Below are 21,459 nucleotides of genomic sequence, written 5' to 3'. Positions count from 1 at the left end.
TCATGGCATCGATGATCTCGAAACTGCAGGTGTTCGCACGAAGCCCGCAGGGTAAGAAACTGATCGCGCAGGCACGCGCCTACGCCACCAAACCCGAGAACCAGGCCAAGTTGAAAAGCCTCGGATCTCGACTCAAGAATAAGGACACTCGCCGATGAACGTCCCGGTATGGGCATGGGCGGCATTCGCCGCCGTTGTTGTCATCCTGCTGGCCATCGACCTACTTGCGCACCGAGGCGCGCACATCATCGGCTTCAGGGAAGCTGCATGGTGGAGCGCACTGTGGGTGGGCGTCGCATTGATCTTCGGCGGTGTCGTCTTCGCAACACTCGGCACCACTGCCGGCGTCGAGTACACCACCGCGTGGCTCCTCGAGAAGAGCTTGTCGGTGGACAATCTCTTCGTCTTCGCCCTGATCTTCGGTTACTTCAAAGTCCCGCGTGAGTACCAGCACCGTGTGTTGTTCTTCGGTGTCATCGGCGCGTTGGTCTTCCGCGGAATCTTCCTCGCCGCAGGCGTGGCCATCGTCAGCAAGTTCACGGTCGTTCTGTTCGTCTTCGCAGCGATCCTTCTCTACAGCGCATGGAAGCTGATGAAGGACGAGGAGGATTCGTACGATCCGAGCCAGTCGATCGCCGTCCGCCTCCTGCGCAAGATCATTCCGGTCCGCGACGAATACGACGGCACCAAGTTCTTCGTCAAGGAAGCAGGCAAGCGCGTCGCGACGCCGCTGCTGGCGGTCGTAGTGGCCATCGAAGCCGCAGACCTCGTGTTCGCGGTGGACAGCGTCCCCGCGGTCCTCGCGGTGAGCGACGATCCGTTCATCATCTACTCGTCCAACGCCTTCGCAATCCTCGGCCTGCGTGCGCTCTACTTCCTGCTGTCCGGACTGCTGGACAAGTTCCACTTCCTGTCCAAGGGCCTGGCGATCATCCTCGGGTTCATCGGCATCAAGCTGGTACTCCAAGCAAGCCACAAGGTGATCAGCACGTCCATCCCCGAGATTCCCTCCTACATCTCGCTGGTGGTCATCATCGTGGTGCTGGCAGGCTCGATCATTTTGAGCCTGAAAATCCCGCCCAAGAACGAGCCGGAGGACCCGGCTGTCGACACCGGTTCGGCGGACCCGTCGAGCACAGGTCTCGGTTCGAGCCCCGGCGCCGATGCTTCGTCGGCAGGATCGCTCTCGAAGGATCCGGACACGAAGTAGTGATCATCACGTCGGCTGCCCGAGGTGTTTCGTACAGAAGCACCCCGGGTAGCCGGTGTTCATGAGCACTTCGAATTCGTACACCGTTCCCGGTTTGAGCACCGACGAAGGCGAGCGCATCGCAGCGCTGCTGCAGGACCGCCTGAACGCTTACAACGATCTACACCTGACCCTCAAGCACATCCACTGGAATGTGGTCGGCCCCAACTTCATCTCGGTTCACGAGATGCTCGACCCACAGGTCGAAGCTGTTCGAGGATTCGCTGACGACGTCGCCGAGCGCATCGCCACTCTCGGCTCCTCGGCACTCGGAACCCCGGGCACCATCGTGAAGCAGCGCTCGTGGGACGACTACTCGATCGGCCGCGCTACGGCGATCGAACACCTGGGCGCACTTGATCTCGTCTACGTGGGGGTGATCGGCGATACCCGCAAGGCAATCGACGAGATCGGCAAGATCGACCCGGTTACCGAAGACCTGCTGATCGGCCAAAGCGGTCAGCTCGAGTTGTTCCACTGGTTCGTTCGCGCGCACTTGGAGAACTCCGGCGGACAGCTGTCGACGGCCGGCGCAAGCAGCGAGAACGAAGCAGCCCGCGACGCAAGCTGACATTTTTCGCACTGACGCCCTCGCACACTCTTGTGCGGGGGCGTTCTGCGCGCCGGTCAGCAGTGTCCGTTCTCTTTCCCGACCGGGCTGAACGACTGCAGTAACGATCGATGTTTCGAACCGAATGCGCCGGGGTACCACCAGTTGCCCGGCGCATCGGCGAAGTGCCCGCCCGAGCAACTTCAGTGCGTGGTGACATCTGCGCACCGAGGAAAATTTGTGGTGGGTGCACGCGGAGCAGCAACGGATCGACTACTTGTGAAAAGTACGAATTCCATTGCAACAATGCATATTCGACGAAATACCCGGGTACGTTGGAGGAGTTCGGCGATCAACGAATGCAGGTCGGCGGATGTCGCGACAGCGGCACCGGAAATCGAAAGAAGGTAAGACAGTGATCGTCCTGGGAATCATCCTCGCGCTGATCGGCTTTTTCGCCAAGATCAGCATCTTGACCACGATCGGAATCATTCTGGTCGTCGTCGGTGCAGTCCTCACCATCCTCGGCGCAACAGGCCGCGCAGTGGGCGGACGCAAAACTTTCTATTGATCCACATGCAGTGAATCGACACGACGAAGCCCCGCCCGGTCGAACCGGCGCGGGGCTTCGTCGTCGACACAGTGGTGTTCAGAATCGGTGGTGTTCAGAACGCCGTCGACTCCCATCCGAGCGCAGGTCCCAACGTCGTGGCCATGTCGGTGAGTATTTGAACGTAATCCTCGTGCTCGAAGCTGAACGGGAGCGCGAAGGCCACTTCGTCCACCTCCCGGAAGGCGGCGTTTGCGTAGAGCGCCTCCACGATCTCCTCCGACGTGCCGACGATGTCGGCCGCGAACATCATCCGCGCCGGCCCCTGAGGTTCGGTTGTGCGTGCCGATCGGCCTTCCGCATACGCACGGTATTTCGCGATTTGCTCGTCGGACGCCGAATCGGTGGGGATAACGACGAGCCCCTGCGATACGCGGGCGTTCTCCCCGTCCGGATGGTGCGCACGGAACCGCAGGATGTGCGAGAGCTGGATCGCGTCGAAGTCCTCGCTCTCCTCGGCTTTGACGACGCTGCTGACGAGTAGGTTCATCCGTGCCTCGCCTGCCCATTGCGCCGAACCGAGACTCGCAGCGCCGTACCACATACGACTGCGCAGCCCGGCAGAGTGCGGTTGCACTCGGTCCGAGAACTGCTCGATTCCGACGGTGCCACTCCAGTCGGAGGCAGGTTCGCCCGCGACGAGTCCGAGCAATCTGTCGACGCGTTGGTAGCCGAAGTCCTCTGCGTCTGCCGTGTCGGGGTACAGCGCATCCTTGACCCGGTCCCACTGCATAGGAGTACCGACGCTCACCCCCGGGTTGATACGTCCACCGGACAGAATGTCCACCGTGGCCAGATCCTCGGCCAGCCGCAACGGGTTTTCCCAACCGAGCGGAGTCACTGCGGTGCCGAGCTCGATTCTCGTGGTTCGCTGCGACGCGGCAGCCATGACAGCGATCGGCGACGATATCCCGAACTGAAGGTGTCTGTGCCGCAGCCATGCACTGTCGAATCCCAGTCGCTCGCCCAACTCGATGATCTTCAGCGTGGATTCGTGACCGAGCGCGGGACGGTCCGGGTCGAACAGTCCTATCGTCAGAAATCCGAGCTTGCGTAGGCGCGCTGAGCGTCGAGGCATGTCTTTCCCTCCAATGGGTCAGGCGTTGTGGTGTGACCGTTCTACCTCAGTGCGTAACCACCGTCGGGGTACAGCGTCGCGACGGTGTTCAAGGGAGAGAACCCTTCGACTCGAGATGATTTCAAGAACACGCTTCCGCGCGGCCCATTCTGTGGAATCGATAAAACCTCGGCGTAAGCAATCGGTGTGTTTGAATCGGTCAGAGGTATCGACCCGAGGGGTGAAGCAACATGACCAGGGCAGTGGCGTCCTCCGAAGTGCACTACGAATGGGGCGTCGACCTGATGTTCTCGCTCGCCGTGGGCGGGATCGTCAAGAAGGTCGTCGCCCTCGCGACATTGAGCATGGCGGTGGTGGTCACCCTCGAGATTGCGTTCGGGTACGGCGCAACGACGCCAATTCCGACGGCCGTCCAATGGACATCGATGATCGCGGCCTACATCATGGGTCTGTTCTGGCTGTTCGGCCCCTGGCCGACGCTGAGGCAGGCCTTTGCGTTCGTGGTCATCGCGAATATCGCGATCTTCGCCGCGACCATCGTCGCCGACTTCCCGCCCGAGATAACGCTCGGAAAAACCGCATTCTTCATCGAAATCGGTATGTTCGTCGGCTTCTTCTTCGAACGGTGGATGCTGGCGTTCCACGTGCTGTTCTGCATCCTTGCAACGAGCTTCATCGCGATATACGTAGTCGTGTACGAAGGCGTCGCGGTCCTGATGTCGTTCGTCGTGTGGTCTCCCGTCGTCGTGTCCATCGGCGGCTTCGTACTTCTGCTTCATTTTGCAGTGCGATCGATGCGGCTCGAGTTCGAGTGACCGGTCACGGTTCAGATCAGTGAGTGCACCAATGCCGGAAGCCCGATCGCCGCGGTGGTCCGCCACCGGTGATCAGCCATGTCCGAAATATCGGTCTCCACGGGGTTGATCTCGACGACCTTCGCTCCCACACTCCTGGCCATGGCCGGAAGACCTGCAAATGGGAATACGACTCCGGAAGTTCCCACCACGAGAACGAGGTCAGCGTTTTCGACAGTGCTCACCGCCCTACCCCATTCCGCCTCCGGCAGAGGCTCGCCGAACCAGACTGCCCCCGGACGCATGGGTCCTCCGCACTCCGGACACGGCGGCGGGGGTATGCGATCGACTGCCTCGTCGAGTTCCTCGGGTTCTGGTTGTGAGTGGACGCCGCATTCCGAACAACGTGGATCGAACAAGCTGCCGTGTACGTGAGCAACGACCGTCGAGCCCGCACGCTCGTGTAAGTCATCGACGTTCTGGGTGGCGATGTCGAGATGCGCACTCTGTTGCCATGTTGTCAGCGCACGGTGCCCGGCGTTCGGTTCCGATTGCTGGACGAGTTTCGCGCGCCACTGATACCAGCCCCACACCAGATCGCTGTCGCGCGCCCAGCCCTCGGGGCTCGCAAGATCCGCCGGCTCGAAGGTGGACCAGAGTCCGGTCTGCGCGTCTCGGAATGTGGGTATCCCGGACTCGGCGGAAATGCGATAACGGGTGTTGTTCGTAGCCGGTTACTTCCCGGCCAAAACGCATGGTCGCAACCAGTGTCGGTCGGCGCACCTAAACTCAATCAGGTGGACATAGCGCGCATCAAGGTGGAGCTGCAGACCTGGCTTAAGCTGGCCGACCGGCTGGAAGAGATCCGTTACTCGTCGTACACCTCAGCGAACATCGAACGAATTGATCTTGTCAATGAACTGTTTGACCGGCACATCAGCACCCTGAAGATTGTGCGCCGCGTACTCAACAACCCGCAGATCCCGAACATCGTCAAGCGTGAGTACTCGAAGATCCAAGATCCGAAACGCGTTGAGACTATTCCCGGTGCGACCCTTGTCCGGCAGGCTCTCGGCTCTCTCGATAGAAGCGCCGACATCACCAAAGCTCTCGGGTCGACTGCTCCCACGCTGTCCGCCGATAAGCTGCACACCTCTGTGTGGGCACCAGCGTCGACTCTGTGGGCAAGTGGTCACCACGGAATGGCCGTGCAGCGTGCAGCGACAAACCTGAGCGGGCACGTGCAGGATTTGATCGGGCGCTATGACCTGAACGATGCAGCGCTTATGCAGGAGGCATTTTCGTCCGCGCCGCCGAAACAGAGCCGTCCGCGCCTGCGCTGGCCCGGCGATCCTGCTGCCCTCACCGTGAAAGCGATGAACGACGGCATCCGCGCGTTCTCCGTGGGCTGCTTCCAAGCGATTCGAAATCCACTGACACACTCGGTCGACGAGATTCCGAAGCAGGTAGCGCTCGAACAGTTGTCCGCGCTAAGTGTGCTGGCGCGCTGGGTGGACGAGTGCGAGAAGCTGGAGGAATCCGCCGACGAGAGGTAGTGCGCGACGGCTCGTCTCACCACGCAGTCGGGGGCGTTCCGCTGTGCGTGCGCGCCTATAGGAGGACGATTGAGCTAAGCGGTCGCTGGACGATACCGGAGGTGTGAGAGATGGCTACAGACGATGAAGCCGAGAGAGCCACCAGCGAACAGCTGCACGATGCGGCGGTGTTCTGGGCGACGGCGCGGGAGGAACTCCTACTCAGGCCCGTCGATGGCGATGACGCGGCACTCGCACGGCTGGACCACTACGCACGCCGCGTGACGGCACAGCGCACCAAGCGCGGCGACAACTACACCCTTGATCACAAGCTCGTGCAGATCCAGGACGGCGCACTGGACGCCATACGCGAGAATCGAATCAACTTGCTGGGCGGGTTTCGTGCACCTGACTAGGCCGTGCACACGGAAAAATCGACCCATCGAAGTCTCATCACGGAGAAGTCGACGGGCCGATTTCATCCAAAAAATATCCACAAACCATGCAGAAACTTTGACTGTTTGTCCTGTCAAAAGTAGCCTATTTGGCCACCCCGAAAGCACAAAAATCTGAAAAACTCAAAACCTACCCTGTTTGACCTGCGGTTTAAGCCTCTGACCAGGCGTTTTGTGAGGATTTTTCATCAGAGAGAGATATCGGGCCGAGAGCGGGGTCGGCCACCTCCGGATTTTTACGTCCGACCCCTCCCCCCCTACCATCGGCCACCATCCACGGCGATGCATAGCCATTCATCCGTCATCCGCTCCAGCCTATGGGCACGGGTACTGGACACGTTGGAATGCCAAGGCGCATAGTGGTGTTGAGATAAGTAGACGCATCGTCATCCCAACCCACAGACCAGGACGCCACAGACCATGGACGCCACAGTCGCCAGCCAGCGCACCGACCACATCCGTTCCACCGCAATCACTCTCACGCTGAAGACAGTGAAGCTGTTGCAACACAAACGAACTGAACAAGCAACAACAATGATCATTCGAACAACGATGCAACTAGCACTGACTGCAACGGTTGGCATGGTGGTAGCTGTCGGTGCTGCACTGTCTCTCACGCTCTACGCACTGGCATGGGTGGCGCGCTTCCTCTACTCGGTTCACGGTGGCGTGTTCGGGTTGGGTGGTATGCACTTCGAGTGGTTGGTCAACGTTGGTTGGATAACAAGCGACACAACGCAATCACTGTTCAGCAAGACATGGAACACGACAGGTCAAGCAACAGAGATTGTGGTTGCTGCATTGTTCAGAGGACTGACTGCGGCGCTCACGCCAGCGACGGTGTAGATAACACGAAAGCCCCGACCTCTGCCAGCGCTCGGAGGAATCGAGAAGAAGCTCCTGCGCTGAAACAAAGATCGGGGCTACGTTGCTCACCAGCTCGGCGGTTTCGGGCGGCTAGCCGGTAAGCGATCCCGAACGTGATGCCGCATCGGTTGTGTGCGAACACGCGATCGCCTGTTCGGGAAGATCAATTCAGTCTGCCATCGGATAAACCGGGGCATACGTTGCGGTGCGCGGAGGTAACGAGTCCAGGCCATACAGCCATGCTGAGTAGTTCTCGGGCTCGTCGATCCATCGATCGGGGTCACGGAGTGCGTACTCGGAACCTCGTTCGGTCCGGCTGCCCCTCGGTACCACGACCGTAGACCCTTCCGAATCTACGGTCGTGAAACTGTAGGGTGCCACCAGATTACGCGGTTGTGGCAACGTTCAGCGCTCGGAATCCGTTGGGATTGACGACGTCCCCGCCGACACGGGCGTACATGACTGCCCCGCGCTGTCCGGTGGGTCGACGGCTCGGTCCGACCAGATTCTGAATAAACTCTAGCGTTGTCCCAATTCTGTTGACCACCACATAGTTGGACCAATCACCATAGACCACAACAACATTCGCCGTATCGGTCACAGCCGGGTTGATATCGTCCAGGCTCGATACTTCGTTGATCTTGCGGTTGAGCAAACGCCCGTCGGCCAGCTCGGGGAATTTCAACGCCCCGTTTCCGGTTTCGAACTGCCTGAGCACGTTGAGGTTACCGAGATTGACGGCCCACTGTGCGTTCGGCTGGAACCTCGGCGGTAGCGCGCTCTGGAGTCGGAAGATGTCCGCTGCAGACACAACCTCGGGCGTACCCGGCGTGAGGATGTACGGTGCACCTGCGGCGAGCAACGCGGTGACTACGCCCCTCGGCTGATTGGTGCCTGTGCCGGTCGTGAGCGCGGTTGCCGTGAGCTGTTCGAGTCCGTCGGCCAACAGAGCCTGTAGCTCGGCCAGAAAATCGCCTGCACTGTCCTGCTCGACCTCCCACGAAAATGGGATGAACGCATCCTGCTTGTACACGGGGATAACAGGATTCGCGAGTGTCGGAGATGCATCGGCCATTTCGGTGGCTTCCGGCGTCCACTCAGCGGTCACACCAGCACTCGAGACACCACGCCACGCCTGCCCGGTGATCGTCACGTTCCTTGCAATCTCACGGATCGGATTGACCGACCCTCCCGACGTCAGAATGATCGACGGATCGAGACTCAGCGGCACGAGGTGCCCGCCCTGCGATCCGGTGCCCTCGTTGAGTGCACGAGAAACGGTCTGTACGGCCCTGTACGCGTCCGCCTCGGCTGCGGTCCACTCCAGGTGGCCACGGTCGGGATCGACGGCCAGTTTTGCGAATGCGGTCCTGTACGCCGGGTCTCCGACTGCACGAGCCCACCGAGTGACCGAACGACCCTCGTCGCCACCGAGCAGCTTTTCCACCGTGCCTGCGGCGTCCTCGGTCATGTTCTTGGCTTTGACGTCGCCGTCGAGGTTGCGGAGTACCGCGTCACGCTCGGTCGGTGCAGTGCGTGTCGACGGGCCGTGAGTGCGCTTGGACGAGTCCTCGGAGTGCCCACCGTGAACGAGTGCTACTGCCTCGGCGAAGCGCTCGGCCTGGTCGTCGAGGAATTCGATACCCTCGGTTAGCTCGTCCCATCGGGAACTCTCGTTCTCGTCGAGTTCGCCGCGTGTCTCGTTTTCGTGCACCAGATTAGCCAGCTCCGAACGCAATTCCTCGCGGCGGCTCTCGGCAGCGTCTCCGTTGAGTCCACGGAGTCCGAGCGTGTCGGCTGCGCCGTTGTTGTTGCCCGCTGTCGCGGTGTTCTTACGTCGTCTACTCATCTTCTTACCTTCCTAAATCGATCAGTTGTAGTTGCCGCCGTGCGGCTGAAATGCTGAGTGTGCGCGGTGCGTTGGATCGAACGCCTACCGATGTCGTCGCGTACGCGGGTCTCACTACGGGGCCGCATTCGCTCACGGAGAGCGACGTAATGGTGCGTCGGATCGGGTCACCGTTTGGGTGGTACAGCGCGGTTTCGACTTCTTGCAGCGTCAGATACTTACCTCGGCTGTTCTGCCATGTGTCGCGTAGAACGTTCATGGTGATCGACATTCCGGTGATACCCCCGCCTGCGATAGCTTGGCGTACGGGTAGAACCAGATCGTTGTCGAACAGTCGTCCACGCACGAACAGGCCGTGATCGTCGGGACGGACCTCGGTATACGCACCGATCGGTACAGCGCCGACCCGGACATCGCGCCCGTGGTTGAACTGCATCTGCGGAAACTTTGCATTTTTCGGATACGCGGATTTAGCGATACGTTCGATGAAGTGGCCTTCGTACGAATGGATCTCGGTGTCGGTGTCGAAGACTGTTGCGTAGCCCTCGATAGTCAAACCGTCACCGTCGTCCTCGGTGGATCGCACTTCAAAAGGAACGTCGAAACTCCGCGTGAGTGCTGGCTTTGTGGCCATCGTTGTCTCACTTCGGGTTTGGTGAATGTGCCCACAGGTCGATCGACCCGGCACCGAATGAGCCTGCCACCTGGCGTTAACTGCAATCCGGCGCACATCCAATCGGACGGCCAAACCAGTTCGCTCGGTAGTTCTCTGTTCGGTGCCGAGTCTATCGGCCTGCGCGGTTAGCTACAAACTTTCAGTCCAGCAGCTCGGAGATGTCGTCGGGCGCTGTGACGAACTGGCCGCTGTTGACGTCGAAGTCGGGATCGGCAAGCGTTTCTCGGTCGACGGTCGCCAGCAACACATCTCCCGCGTAGTACTCGACCGATTCACCCTCGATACGTCCGGTGATCCCAGGGTTATCTCTGATCTGTTGTCGGACTTCCTCGGACTGTAAACCGATCGCGTGCAGTAGCAGCGTGGAGGTGTTGCGGTTGATTATCTCTAGCTGTTCTTCGTCGGTCATGATCTTCTACCGTTCTTTCGTCGAGGTACTGCGAACTTGCCTTCGTTCCACATGCGGCTTCTAGGCTTCGGTTCGTTCGCTTCGGGTTTCCTGCAGCAGACCCACTTGTATCTACCGTCGAGCAGGTAGTAGGTGATCTCCTGTCCGAGTCGTATCGGACCGTTGCACAGCGGGCATGTGCTGGCTATCTTCGCCTTCACGATGCGTCTTCGTCGTTGTATACGTAGGTAATTCGGCCGTTCTCGCCGGCTCGGAGATGCCCGTATCCGATCTGCCTCTCGACTTCCCAGGGCGTGAATCCTGCTCTTTCCAGGCTTTCCAGAGTCTCACCGTGGACATGTGATCGAACTCGGAGGAGTAGTTGATCCGTGCGCGTCATCATTCGTCGTCGTACCGTTCGTCTAGTGCTGCGAAGTCTTCCGGCTTGGGGTAGTTCGGAACCATGCCCATCTCGCGGATACAGGCGGAACAATCCGAACCGTTGGCGTGATAGAAGCGGTCCATGCTCCGAACTAATACAGCCGGGGCTCCACACACGGGACACGGACCCAGAATGTCCCGTCGACCCCTGGGGCGCTTGCAGTAGCGCGTCATCATGCGTGTAGCTCCAGACGGGCCTTGTCGGTGATGACGTACTGGGTCTCCTGGCTTTGTGGGACCGTCCGGTCTTCGGCGATGTCGCCTAGGTCGCTGAGAGCGCTTGTGAGCGTCCAGATGACCGCTTTGGGTAGTCCGGTGAGGTTACGTAGTGTTTTGAGCGTCTGGGGGCCGTGGCCGTCGAGAACGCGCAGCACCTTCAGCTCTCGGGCGGTGAGGTAGTGGGCGCTGGTGTTGGGTGCGCTGTTGGTGGTCATAAGTAAGTTCCAATTCCGTGAGATTTAGCGGTTGTCTCATTCCTCCTGGGGTCTAAAGACCCCCCAGTCAGTGAGACTTGAGATTTCGAGTGAGATTTCAGTGAGACTTCAAATGAGACTTTGAGACAGTTCACCGCGCTAACCAACTGCGGGAAGGTAGCGAAGAGGGCGCTTGTTCGGATCGACATGCTTCAGCGCACCGTCCTTGACCAGCTTGGGAAGCCATCTGAGGACCGTCGGACGCGAGATATCGAACTCGTTGGCGAGCTTGACGATCATCGCGCCGGTAAGCCCATCGATGTCCGCGTGTTGAGACACCAACTGAGACAACTTCGCTCCGGTTTCGTGAGATTTCGACCCCTTTGTCTCATCGGGTTTTGAGACTCCAGCCGTCATGACAACCAGGCTCGTTCGACGCTCTTCGGGGAGGTGTGCGAGTGCCTGATTTGCCACCGTCCAGGGCTTCATGTCGAAGTAGTACGGGCGCTCGGGTGTCTCCACATCCTTGTGCTTGTCGACGGTGACGATGAGCTTGAGGCGGTCCGATTTCAGAATCAGGTTCGTCCAAACCGCGCCATCGAACACCGTCGACCCTCGGGCTGCCGTTCCGCTTCGTGCCATGTGATGCACGAACAACACCGTCGCGCCCGTCTTGTGCCGAATGAGGTCTGCGGCGTTGACGGCGTCACCCATGTCCTTGGCGCTGTTCTCGTCCAGCGAGGAGGTACAGCGCGAACGTGTGTCGAACACCACCAGCACCGGATTGAGTTCGACAGCCTGCTCAGCGAACGACGTGTACTGCCCCCGCGCCCCCAACTGCAACGGGGCGGGTAGTACGAGCAGGTTCTCACGCAGTGCAGCTCGTTTACCGGCGTTGCGTGGTCCGGGTAGTGTCGCCTCGGCCCATGCGAGCACGCGCAGCAGCACACCCGACGCACCCTCGGATGCGATGTAGACGACCTTGCCGCACTTGCGCACCGGGAAGCCCTCCCACGACTCCAAGCCGGACGCGATCGCGCACGCCCAACTCAGCGCCAGGAACGATTTGTACGTACCTGGTTGGCCGGACATCTGCGCGAGTGTGTCGGCGTAGAGAAACTTGTCGATGATCGGTTCCGGCGTCGGTAGGTTCTTCAGGCCGTCCAGGGTGAGAAGTTTCTCTGCCCAAATGATTTCGTCGCTCACTGCTCCATCACCGGCCTGTGTTGCGGGCACAGTAATTCGCCGCATGTGAATTTCCAATCGCGCATGCGACCGTGCCGGGGCTTCGCTCCACACACTGCACATCGGGACGTGTGCTGTTTCGCTGCGGCTGACTCGTTACGCGTGGACATCAGCGATCACCACCCGGCAACAGGTCGAAGACGGTTCGTGCGCTCTGATCCTGGGCTAGACGTCGACGGCGCTTATCGGCTATCTCGGCGGCGTCGGCGGTCTGATCGTCGTCACGGCGCTGCCCACTGACTTGCCCGTACATCTTCATCGTGCGCGCTGAGTAGTCAGGAACGCGTCGAGGTCGGCCTGAGCGATCCGTACGGGCGAGTTCTGGGCGGTGCCGAGCTTGTGCGCTTTGAGCTGCCCTCGGCTGATGTAGTACTGAATGGTGCGCTTTTGGAGCTTGAGGGTTGCGGCTACCTCGTCCAGGGTGAAGAAATATTCCGGCATGGCTGTCCTTCCGAATATTGCTGTGACAGAGCGGCTTCCACTCGACTGGACTCTGGTTCGTCCACGGTGCGATGCTCTGAGGTGCCTTCGGAGGTGCTGAGGTGCTGCCGATGTCCCGACCAGACCGGGAACTGTGGTGCATTACGGCGCAAAGCTGAGCGTAACCATGGAGGGTATCCAGATGCGGCCAAACATCGGGCCCTTCTTACGTACGCCGCACGGTCACTCGTGACATGACGAAACGTTGCTGCCGACGGACCACCGGCCTTACGATGGGTTCTCTCTTGACGAGGGTTGTGTGGGTTCTGTTTGCTGGCGAAGTGATGTCCGCTGGCACGATGGCCTCGGTTGGTGTCTAGCCTGCCGGGGCCATCGTCGTGTCCAGAGTCAAATGAATCTCATTCTTTGAGCAGCAGGATCGACGACGCGCCGCGACTGATGTCCCAGAACGCCACCGACGCCGGATCGAACACGCGCTGCCCCCTACCGGTCGGCTGTATCTCGATCCGCAGGCACGCACGCACGAACGACCGGCGCTGCGGCACATCAGCACTCTCCCACGTCACCGCCGAATCGAACGCCAGCGCGTACAGAATCGGGTTCGTCGCGACGGACGCGGCACGTTCACGGGCTGCCTCGATCCGGGGTCGTAGTGCCGTCTCCTGCGCCGCCAGACGGTCTATCGAGATATCACCGCGTGAGTAGGCTGCGTCGACGTCGGCCAGCAGCTTTTCCAGCCGTGCGGCCTCTTCGAGGTGTTCGTGCGCGGCGTCCGGTTCTGCCTCGGCGAAGAATCCGTCGACCCTCCATTGCTCTATCAACCGGCGTAGGTGGCGCACTGCGAGCTTGTCGACCTCCTCGGCCTGGCGGCTGACATGGCCTGTAGGACAACGATACTGGGGAACCTTGTCGGGCCGATTCTGCCAGTTGACCGTTTGGCCGCACTTGTAACACGTGGCGATGCCGGTCAGCAGGTGTTTCACTTCGAGTCCGCGCCGTGGGTTCGGGTCGGCCTGATTGCCGTACCGCGCCACGAGTTGCCGGTGCTGCGACTCGGTGATGATCGGCTCCCACACGGCAGGGCCGTCGAGCTTCTGACCGCGCAGCACACGGATACCGGCCAATGACTCACGGAGGAGCATCTGCCGCAGAGTGCGAGTCTGCCACGGTTTACCCGTGCTCGTAGTCAGACCGGAATCGTTCCAGCGCTTAACTATTCGATAGATCGTCGTTGTTCCGGCCAGCAGTCCGTCCACTGCTTCTCGGATTGCGTCGGCTGCCACGGGGTCGAGTTCCCATGTCTTGTCGCCGGTTGCGGGGTCGAACACGCGTCGGTATCCGAATCCGAGTTGAGCGTGCACCTTACCGAGCTTCGCCCGTGCGTCGACGTCGCGCTTGACGCGCTTTCGGGTCTTCGCTGTCTCGTAGACGGCGGCGACGTGGCTCTGATTGGCCTGCTGCTCGTCGTCCGGGTCGTCGAGGTCCAGCAACCGGGTACCGGTGAACAGACGGACACCACGGGCGCGACACAGCTCGGTCAGCGCGGCCCATTCATCCGTGCGACGAGTAGCGCGAGAGGTTTCCCACACGGCCAGGATGTCACCGGATTCGAGAATCGTTTTCAGTTGGGCGTAGCCGGGTCGATCCTTGGTCGAGAACCGCGATGCCCCGATACCGACGTCCTTCACTACCGGGCCGAGAGTCCACCCGTGTGCCAGAGCTTCGGCCTGCAATGCGTCTACTTGCTGTTCGACGGACTTGCCGACGCCGGATCGGTCCATGCTCACACGGGCGTAGGTGACCATCCGGGGTGTCGTCATATCGGCATTCTGCCACGGAGTGCTGTTATCGCATGCTGGTTTCGGCGGACATCCCGGCTCCGGTCAAGACAGCAATACGCTCTGCGCTTCGTGCCAGTTCGACTACAGCAGTTGGCACCTCGACGTCGGTCATGATCTGCAGTGTGCCACGGGCCCAGCGACTACCCGTTCGAAGCGTCGGGCGGCGTCTTCGACCGTCCGCCCATACACAGTTGCGAGCACCGATAGCCGTTATCTTTACGTTATTTCCGTTATGAAGTCGTGACACAACGGTTGGCTTCGCAGAAATGTTCTTCGGTCACGCTGGACACCGTCGGAGTCTGCAGAGAGAAGAACATGGAAGACGTGGCGTGCGCACACGAGGATGCAGCTCTTATTTTCGCGGTAGGCGCTCTAGGTACGGCCGTTCTGGCTGCGGCCGTACCGTGACCACTCGTAGCGCAGTAACCGGGTGAGTACCGGGCGAAGTCCAGCATCGGAATTGACCCTCGTAGACAGCGGCGCGCATCGGGTCGACCTGCTCTCCGACGCCTGTGTCGTCGACGACAGATCCTTGATGTCGAATCCTGCGGACCTGCTGGCCCGGGTGGACCGCGCGAGAGACGAACACCGTCGGATCGCGGTAACCGATGTCGGCACCCGGCCGGAGTCGCTGTCGATATTGCCCCTCATCGAACCCGACATCATCGTTCTCGCCCCGGAACTCGCAGGCGCGAACGCCGATGTCTCCGCCGCTGCACGCGCACTTCACGTGTTGGCTGCTCAAGCCGAACGCACCGGTGCAGTCATCATCGCGAGCGGCGTCGACTCCGAACGTCACCGGAGACGGGCACTGGCCCTGGGCGCGACTTATGGAATGGGCGAACTGTTCCCGCCCGTCTCCGCTGCCAAGTACCCGGCAAAGGGACCGATGACCACACCGACGTGGAGTACGCCGCCAGCGGACTCTCGTTCACCGTTCGACATCGCGTCCGCCGAACAGCCCAGCACGGTCAGCACCAAGCAACTCCTCATCGAGATGAGCACGCAGATCGAGTTACAGGCGTCCGACGCCGGACCGGACACGTTGACCCTCGGCACATTTCAGCACGCCCGCCAATTCTCCACCCGCACAAGGCGACGCTGGCAGACAATGGCCGCCAGGACCGCCTACACCGGTGTGTACGGCATCGAGATGGCCGATGTCTCGACGCCGGGAATCGTAACCTGCTCGCTCGATCCGGTAGACGACTTGGTCGAGGAGTGGAACGTTGTCGTTCTCGGTCAGTTCTTCTGCTGCACCCTCTCCGCCAAAGATCTACACAGCGGCAACAGCGACCACGAACGCGAATTCGAATACGTGGTCTCGCACGATCGGGGAACGGTTGTCCGATGTGCTCGTGCGGTCCTGTCGCGCTTCGAGGCACGGCGAGCTGCCCGCCCCTTCGGCCGGGCAGCTGGAGAACACGACAGGACCGATTAGGAACCGATCGGCGTCCCGAACAACCCTGCTACGAGGTCGCCCACCGTGCGCTGCCACACCGGCCACGTCTCGGGATCCAGTGCCATCGACCCGACGTCGGTAGTACTGCAGCCCTGTTGCGCAGGTATTCCGGCGAAGCGGTCTCCCAGCCACAACAGCGCCTTCGGCAAGCCGATCACGTCGAGGGTCAGGTGCTCACTGAAATGGTCCCGCGTGTACACGACGCTCGCGGCGGGGTCTGCGCAGTAGGCGTCGACCAATCGGTTGACCGGTCCGACGGGTACGAGCCAATCGGGATTCGACTGGAACATGTACATCGGGACATCGGGAACCCGTTGTCCCATTCGGAGTTTGGCGAGAACGCGCTGGGCCTCCGGCTCGAGCAGGGGATCACCCGGGGTGTCGAACAATCCCTTGAGATTCAAGAACGGGAAGATCGACGAATTCCACGCGACACACAGGTTGTCCTTGGCGGCGAACAAGGCCTGGCCGAGAGGATTCAGGTGCTGCGCGACGAACGTGGCCATCTCGGGGTCCTCGCGGCTCACGCCGATGATTCCGGAGGCGACGATGCCCGAGCCGAGCGCATTGTTCGCGTTGTCCACGAGCGCCCCGACATCCGCGACGATGCCGCCTTCGGCCGCTCCGACAATGTTCAGATCAGGCGCATACGAGCTGCGCAGCTCAGCCGCATGGCCGGTCGCGATCGAGCCACCGGAATAGCCGAGCATGCCCACCTTGGTGTCCCTGCCCGCGAGACCGAGCTGGTCGAAATTCTCGGCCGCCCTGATTCCGTCCAACGTGATCCGCCCTGCCAGTGGACCCGACGCGAACGAGGAGTTCGGCCCCTGATGGTCGGGGACCACCACTGCCCACCCCTGCGCGAGGGCTGCTTGAATCTCCAGGAACTGCCCGCCGCCGGTGACGGCGCCGGTCAGCGGCCATGGAATCGAACCTTGTTGCAGCACATAGGACGACGCGCAGTATCCGCCGAGAGAGTCCTCGGCGATCTGATACGACAGCAGCGGCCGTGGTTCGGTCGTTACGCCACGAGGCTTCAGAACGGTGGCAACGGCAGGAATCGCCACGTCCCGGCTGTTGTTGGACCGGTAGGACAATTGCCACGCATCGACATTGACCGGGATGACCCCCAGGTTCGCGACGTTGACCGGGCGTGACGAGATGATCTCCCCCGGCGACGCCGCTTCGACGATATCGGCGGACGGAGAGTAGAACTCCGCGTCGAGCTCGGGGATTTTCGGGAACGCGGGTATCGGCTGCGCCCCCGCGGGTAGACCCATGGTCAGCGGCGCCAGCGCAACCAGCCCAGCGAGGGCGCACCCAACCCATCTGCTCTTCAACACAACGAAACCTCCCCGACCGAGAAGTTAGATATCGATGTCTAACTTCGATTGGAATGGACAGTAGAGCCAAGTGACATGGATTACAACCCTCGCCGCACTTGAAGCCGCGACACAGGTCAGCGGGAGATGATCGAATCCAGGAAGGCAACCATGACGTCCGTGAGATCGTCGATCGGCGGCCGAGGTTCCGTCGTGCTCCATTGTTGAACCAAGGCAATGAGCGCGCCGATGAAGGCTGTCGACGCCATCGAATAGCCCCCGGGCGGCACGTAGTCCACACCCACTGCGCCCCGAATGGTGCTCTCGAAGAACTGACGCCACACAGCCCGCTCGTCCATTCGATGCTTCTCCATCATCGGACTGACTCCGACGCTGTCGACGAACGAAATTCGCGCTCGTCGTGCGTCGCTTCCGATGGATTCGACGTACGCTGCCATCGCTACGGCCGCGAGATCGTGAGGATCGGTTGAATCGGTGCGGCTCAATGCCTCGGTGGTTGCAACCTTGGCGTCCGCCTGAATGGAGTCGTAGAGCGCGATGAGAGCAGCCTCGCGGCTGGCGAACTCGTCGTAGAACTGTCGGCGGGCAAGCCCGGCCGCCTTGCAGAGATCTGCTACCGAGCTTGCGGTGTAACCCTTTTCGGAAAAGACGTCCAGCGCGGCGGCCAGGAACTTCGATCGCCGCTCGGCTCGGCGATCATCGACGGATCGGCCACCGTAGGTGCGGAGCGCATCGCCCGGAGGTTCCACGGAGTCGGCGATGTACCGCACGTCATTCGTGCCGGACGGTTGCTGCGCCATCGATCTCCTCTCGTCTCGGTCCATGATCGCGCGGATCGGCGGCGACCTCGACATCTGCGTGACAGGAGTCTCATTCTATGTGCTACCAGCTCAACCACGGTTCGTCGGCGACGACCGTCAGACCCAGGTCGACGGTGCCGACGTGCCGAACACCGAACAACGCGGTGCGAAGATCGCTGTCGTCGAAGTCCGAGTAGCTCACCCACCGTCGTGCGCGATGAATCGCCCGCGAGGTCCAGACCGTCACCGACGCACCGGACGACACTTCGAACTCGACGACGACGCCGCCCGCTCGGCCCGGCCCGAGTAGGTCTTCCATCTTGTTCAGCGATTCGTCCGCGAAGCGCACGCGGCCCACGACGTCGATCGAAAATCGGGCTCGACCGAGTATCGACTCGTCCGGCCGACCGATTCGAATGCGTGAGTCCCACACCCCCAGCCGGCCGTGAACGGCTTCCGCGTCTTCGCCGACCAGCCACACTGCGCAGTCGCCCTGCCGAAGTATCGAGGCGACGGTGCTCGTCAGCGATGCAGGCGAGTGTCCATCGACCGACACCGTTACCGCGACGTCGGGTACGCGATACCGCAAACCCGCCATCCGAGCCGCAGGATCGGTGATCAGCGGCGCCAGCGCGAGGGCCTCGCCGTTCTTCTGCTCGGTCCTGCGTGCGACGTCTCGCTCGCCCCAATCGGGTCCGTCGTGCCAGGCAACAGCATCGGGTTCGTGTGCGAACACGGCTCCCATCATGAACGCCCTGTTCGCGAACTCCCAGTCCTCACCACCGTAACTCGTGAACGAAGAGTCGAAACCGCCTACATCGTCGAACAATTCACGACTGCAGGTCAGCACCGCACTGATGATGTATTTGTATCCGTCCCATCCCGGGAAAAGCAGATTGTCGGTCCGGCGGTAACCGTCGACCAACCAGGACGGTTCGTTCTCGTTCGAATCCTGTCGGAGTACAGCGTCGGCCATCCACCGGCGCAGCGATGTCGGCGTGAACTCGGACAGGTCTGTGTGCTTCCGGCGTCCGACCACCAGCGCGTCGGGAAGCACCGAGGGCAGCCTGACAGCTCGGCGTAGGTAGTCCGGAGCGGGCACGGTGTCGGCGTCCAGGAAACACAGAATCGTTCCGACGGACGCCGCGGCGCCAAGATTTCGTGCCGCGGCAGCGCGGAACCCCTCGTCCTCCTGGCGAACCGAAGACACGTCGAGCCGCGGGGTCCACGGACCTAGCGCGGGCGGCACCGCCGAGCCGTCGTCGGCAACGACTACGTCGATCTTCTCCGGCGGATAGTCCTGCAATGTCAGGGCAGCGAGCACGAGATCGAGCTGTCGCGGCTGGTCGTAGTACGGAATCACGACACTGACCGTCGGCAGCCCAGCAGGCTCCGGTGCAAGGTCGAAGCGATTGTCGGGCACCACCGAGCGCCCGTCACGCAGCATCATCTCGCCCACCTTCGAAACAGTGTCGAATACTGCAGCGCAACGTCGGCGGGCGACGGTACCGGTTCGATGTCGACCTCACGCCACGTCCTGGACGGCTCCGCGAGGCATTCGGCTATCGCTTCCCGCAGCGACGTCTCGTCGTCTTCGTGGAACAAGACCGATCCGGGTGATCGCGCATCGAGTTCGACTGTGTACGACGTCTTCGGCACGAGCGGCTTTCGGCCGGAACCGATCCAGGTGTTGATGGACCCCGATGCGGACATGTGGCGGTGATACGCCACAGGTACGGTGACACCGGCGATCCTTCGACGCAGCTCCTCGTTGGTAAGAAAACCCGTTGTCTCACAGCGTCGTCCTGATCTTCGAGCCTCCTCGCGAAGTTCGTCGATCAGATACTCGTGGCCCGGTGACGGCGCTCCGAGAGCAAGAAATGCCACCGACTGCGGCATATCCCGAAGCGCACGTGCGGTCTCTATGTGACCCTTGCCCGGGTAGACGAATCCGAGTACTCCCACCGTCGGTTCGCTCCACGCCGTCGGTCTCTCGTACGTATGACTCTCGATGGCGAGCGGGACGATCTCCGGGTTCAACCGAGCGTCGACGTGTTCGGCGAGCAACACTGCCTCGTGGCGACTCGACACTACGAGTCCGGCCGCGACTGAGGCAACCGACCGATAGAACGCTGCACGGGCGGCCATCGACCCACCGTCGGAAGGCTGAGGGATGTCATGCATCGTCACCGACACGGGCCTGGCAAGCCGGTTCGATATTCGGCGTATCGCCTCGGTCGCGTCTGCCGGAGAACGTCCGAACAAGCGATCCGTGACGTGCATGTGGATCCACTCGCAGCGACGCATCGATTCGGGAACGTCCGCGTCGGGCGCATCCATCCGGGCGACGGAATGCGCTTCACCCAGATTCGTCAGCGCCTCCGCTACGTCGAGCGCGTACCTGACGACGCCATGCGTGTTCGGTCCGACGACAAGATGTCCCACCGCAGGGCTGGTGTCGGGCAGAGTCATACGGTCAGACCGAGAATGTCGATCAGGTCACCGTAACGCGCGACCGCCGCGTCGACGAACTCGGGATGCTCTGCGTACCAGCGCGTTTGAACCTTTCGAATCCACTCCTGGCCGACCGGTGCGCCGTCCACCGTCCATGTCTCGCGCACCTGCGCATCGAGCCTCAGTGCGTCGATGACCCCGTCCTCCAGCGGCGCACGGATCATTCCCAACAATTCTCGTTGCGGCGGCACAGGGTTCGAGCAACCGAGACGCTCCAGGATTCGTCGGCCGAGTTCGAGAAGTACCTCGTTCCCCGGATGGTTGATCGTGTGCGCCGCACGTGCTCCGAACGAAGCGAGCGTGTCCGAGACTCCGATGTCGCAGTGTTCGCGCTCTCGCCTGGCGAGTTCGTCGATACTCCACTCGGCTGCGGCACGCACAGCGGCCGCGGAAACACCCTTGTCCCAGGCGCCGAGAATCGTTCGTAGATCGTGGTAGGGCACACCGGGTGGCACTGCCGACGGATTCGACGGATGCCGAACGATGACCTGGAACGGGTAGAGGCCGCCGTACCGAACGACTGGCCACACGATGGAAGTCGACGGTGAATTCGACCTCGCCAACATGTCGGACGTTCCGATCGGAAGCCCGCGGTAACCAGCGCGGATCGGTTGCGATACCAGCACCGCTGCCGCGTCCACCGCGCGTTCGACGTACTCGAGGTCTCCGATTTCCAGTTCGTGTACCGGGGGAACGCGCATCGTTCGATACGGCAGATCCTCCGCGCTCGACAACACGATCCGGAGCGCCTCTGCCTGACAGTTTCCCCATACGAGGCAGATCGGCCGGTCATCGGCCGACCGAGCGAGTCCGTAGAACTCGCCGTAATGCAGCCTGCGCTGCTCGCTGTAGTATTCGAGTGTCTCCGCAGACATCAATTCCCCCTCTCGAGCAGCCGGGCCGGGTCG

23 protein-coding genes are annotated in these 21,459 nt (G+C 61.4%); 9 read left to right on the top strand and 14 right to left on the bottom strand.

The genetic code is table 11. The features are described 5' to 3' along the window. Positions 1 to 2 precede the first annotated feature (2 nt). The 4 genes from D8W71_RS27615 to D8W71_RS27610 all read left to right on the top strand — a co-directional run bounded on the left by D8W71_RS27615 (position 3) and on the right by D8W71_RS27610 (position 2,370). A complete protein-coding gene (locus D8W71_RS27615; RefSeq protein WP_201265331.1) occupies positions 3 to 158 on the top strand; it encodes a hypothetical protein in 156 nt (51 codons plus the stop codon). Continuing rightward, complete coding sequence (locus tag D8W71_RS12390; RefSeq protein WP_121113882.1) at positions 155 to 1,210, top strand: TerC family protein; 1,056 nt, start codon at positions 155 to 157, stop codon at positions 1,208 to 1,210. Before D8W71_RS27615 ends, D8W71_RS12390 begins: the two co-directional genes overlap by 4 nt. 61 nt (positions 1,211 to 1,271) lie before the next feature. Next, positions 1,272 to 1,820, top strand: coding sequence for a Dps family protein (locus tag D8W71_RS12385; protein WP_121119058.1), 549 nt, complete (start codon positions 1,272 to 1,274; stop codon positions 1,818 to 1,820). A gap of 394 nt (positions 1,821 to 2,214) precedes the next feature. Further along, positions 2,215 to 2,370: a DUF6131 family protein gene (locus D8W71_RS27610; protein WP_201265330.1), complete on the top strand. Its 156-nt coding sequence runs from the start codon at positions 2,215 to 2,217 to the stop codon at positions 2,368 to 2,370. Positions 2,371 to 2,464: 94 nt separating this feature from the next. On the opposite strand, the gene D8W71_RS12380 is transcribed toward D8W71_RS27610, so the two are convergent. After that, entirely contained in the window at positions 2,465 to 3,487 is a 1,023-nt protein-coding gene (locus D8W71_RS12380; RefSeq protein WP_121113880.1) for an LLM class flavin-dependent oxidoreductase, read from the bottom strand. A gap of 230 nt (positions 3,488 to 3,717) precedes the next feature. On the opposite strand from D8W71_RS12380, the gene D8W71_RS12375 reads away from it, so the two are divergent. Further along, a complete protein-coding gene (locus tag D8W71_RS12375) occupies positions 3,718 to 4,302 on the top strand; it encodes a giguanylate cyclase (protein ID WP_121113878.1) in 585 nt (194 codons plus the stop codon). 11 nt (positions 4,303 to 4,313) lie between these two features. On the opposite strand, the gene D8W71_RS12370 is transcribed toward D8W71_RS12375, so the two are convergent. Continuing rightward, a complete protein-coding gene (locus D8W71_RS12370) occupies positions 4,314 to 4,988 on the bottom strand; it encodes an NAD-dependent deacylase (protein ID WP_121113876.1) in 675 nt (224 codons plus the stop codon). Between the two features lie 90 nt (positions 4,989 to 5,078). Between D8W71_RS12370 and D8W71_RS12365 the strand changes: the two genes are divergently transcribed. The 3 genes from D8W71_RS12365 to D8W71_RS12355 all read left to right on the top strand — a co-directional run bounded on the left by D8W71_RS12365 (position 5,079) and on the right by D8W71_RS12355 (position 7,117). Beyond that, positions 5,079 to 5,837, top strand: a complete 759-nt coding sequence (locus tag D8W71_RS12365) for a TIGR02391 family protein (RefSeq protein WP_161965462.1) — start codon at positions 5,079 to 5,081, stop codon at positions 5,835 to 5,837. Positions 5,838 to 5,947: 110 nt separating this feature from the next. Further along, on the top strand, positions 5,948 to 6,232 hold the full coding sequence (locus D8W71_RS12360; protein WP_121113872.1) for a hypothetical protein: 285 nt from the start codon (positions 5,948 to 5,950) through the stop codon (positions 6,230 to 6,232). Between the two features lie 459 nt (positions 6,233 to 6,691). Then, positions 6,692 to 7,117 carry a hypothetical protein gene (locus D8W71_RS12355; protein WP_121113870.1) on the top strand — a complete coding sequence of 142 codons (426 nt, stop codon included), beginning with the start codon at positions 6,692 to 6,694 and terminating at the stop codon, positions 7,115 to 7,117. Between the two features lie 406 nt (positions 7,118 to 7,523). On the opposite strand, the gene D8W71_RS12345 is transcribed toward D8W71_RS12355, so the two are convergent. From D8W71_RS12345 to D8W71_RS12310, 7 genes are all read right to left on the bottom strand, one after another. Continuing rightward, entirely contained in the window at positions 7,524 to 8,987 is a 1,464-nt protein-coding gene (locus tag D8W71_RS12345) for a phage major capsid protein (protein ID WP_121113866.1), read from the bottom strand. A gap of 4 nt (positions 8,988 to 8,991) precedes the next feature. Beyond that, complete coding sequence (locus D8W71_RS12340; protein WP_121113864.1) at positions 8,992 to 9,621, bottom strand: HK97 family phage prohead protease; 630 nt, start codon at positions 9,619 to 9,621, stop codon at positions 8,992 to 8,994. Between the two features lie 181 nt (positions 9,622 to 9,802). Next, positions 9,803 to 10,072: a hypothetical protein gene (locus D8W71_RS12335; protein ID WP_121113862.1), complete on the bottom strand. Its 270-nt coding sequence runs from the start codon at positions 10,070 to 10,072 to the stop codon at positions 9,803 to 9,805. A gap of 593 nt (positions 10,073 to 10,665) precedes the next feature. Continuing rightward, the gene (locus D8W71_RS12325; RefSeq protein WP_121113858.1) at positions 10,666 to 10,926 is read right to left on the bottom strand and encodes a hypothetical protein; all 261 of its coding nucleotides are present in this window, start codon (positions 10,924 to 10,926) and stop codon (positions 10,666 to 10,668) included. Between the two features lie 138 nt (positions 10,927 to 11,064). Beyond that, complete coding sequence (locus D8W71_RS12320; protein WP_161965461.1) at positions 11,065 to 12,111, bottom strand: AAA family ATPase; 1,047 nt, start codon at positions 12,109 to 12,111, stop codon at positions 11,065 to 11,067. A 294-nt stretch (positions 12,112 to 12,405) separates the two neighbouring features. Beyond that, positions 12,406 to 12,591 carry a helix-turn-helix domain-containing protein gene (locus D8W71_RS12315; RefSeq protein ID WP_121113854.1) on the bottom strand — a complete coding sequence of 62 codons (186 nt, stop codon included), beginning with the start codon at positions 12,589 to 12,591 and terminating at the stop codon, positions 12,406 to 12,408. A 398-nt stretch (positions 12,592 to 12,989) separates the two neighbouring features. Then, entirely contained in the window at positions 12,990 to 14,411 is a 1,422-nt protein-coding gene (locus D8W71_RS12310) for a recombinase family protein (RefSeq protein ID WP_121113852.1), read from the bottom strand. A gap of 451 nt (positions 14,412 to 14,862) precedes the next feature. On the opposite strand from D8W71_RS12310, the gene D8W71_RS12305 reads away from it, so the two are divergent. Beyond that, complete coding sequence (locus D8W71_RS12305; protein WP_236077860.1) at positions 14,863 to 15,873, top strand: DICT sensory domain-containing protein; 1,011 nt, start codon at positions 14,863 to 14,865, stop codon at positions 15,871 to 15,873. On the opposite strand, the gene D8W71_RS12300 is transcribed toward D8W71_RS12305, so the two are convergent. The 5 genes from D8W71_RS12300 to D8W71_RS12280 all read right to left on the bottom strand — a co-directional run bounded on the left by D8W71_RS12300 (position 15,870) and on the right by D8W71_RS12280 (position 21,426). Continuing rightward, entirely contained in the window at positions 15,870 to 17,174 is a 1,305-nt protein-coding gene (locus tag D8W71_RS12300; protein ID WP_121119053.1) for a lipase family protein, read from the bottom strand. The two genes, D8W71_RS12305 and D8W71_RS12300, sit on opposite strands and share 4 nt — an antisense overlap. Positions 17,175 to 17,353: 179 nt before the next feature. Then, the gene (locus D8W71_RS12295) at positions 17,354 to 18,091 is read right to left on the bottom strand and encodes a TetR/AcrR family transcriptional regulator (RefSeq protein ID WP_236077859.1); all 738 of its coding nucleotides are present in this window, start codon (positions 18,089 to 18,091) and stop codon (positions 17,354 to 17,356) included. Between the two features lie 28 nt (positions 18,092 to 18,119). Beyond that, positions 18,120 to 19,487, bottom strand: a complete 1,368-nt coding sequence (locus D8W71_RS12290) for a glycosyltransferase (RefSeq protein WP_121119049.1) — start codon at positions 19,485 to 19,487, stop codon at positions 18,120 to 18,122. Continuing rightward, positions 19,484 to 20,509 (bottom strand): hypothetical protein, encoded by a 1,026-nt coding sequence (locus D8W71_RS12285; RefSeq protein ID WP_121113850.1) that lies wholly within the window; start codon positions 20,507 to 20,509, stop codon positions 19,484 to 19,486. The genes D8W71_RS12290 and D8W71_RS12285 overlap by 4 nt, the downstream gene beginning before the upstream one ends. After that, positions 20,506 to 21,426 (bottom strand): WcbI family polysaccharide biosynthesis putative acetyltransferase, encoded by a 921-nt coding sequence (locus D8W71_RS12280; RefSeq protein ID WP_121113848.1) that lies wholly within the window; start codon positions 21,424 to 21,426, stop codon positions 20,506 to 20,508. Before D8W71_RS12280 ends, D8W71_RS12285 begins: the two co-directional genes overlap by 4 nt. Positions 21,427 to 21,459: the final 33 nt, after the last annotated feature.

This window comes from Rhodococcus sp. P1Y, assembly GCF_003641205.1.
GTDB lineage: Bacteria > Actinomycetota > Actinomycetes > Mycobacteriales > Mycobacteriaceae > Rhodococcoides.
The sequence above is the reverse complement of the archived record's forward strand: the minus strand, read 5'-3'. Positions and strand labels throughout refer to the sequence as shown.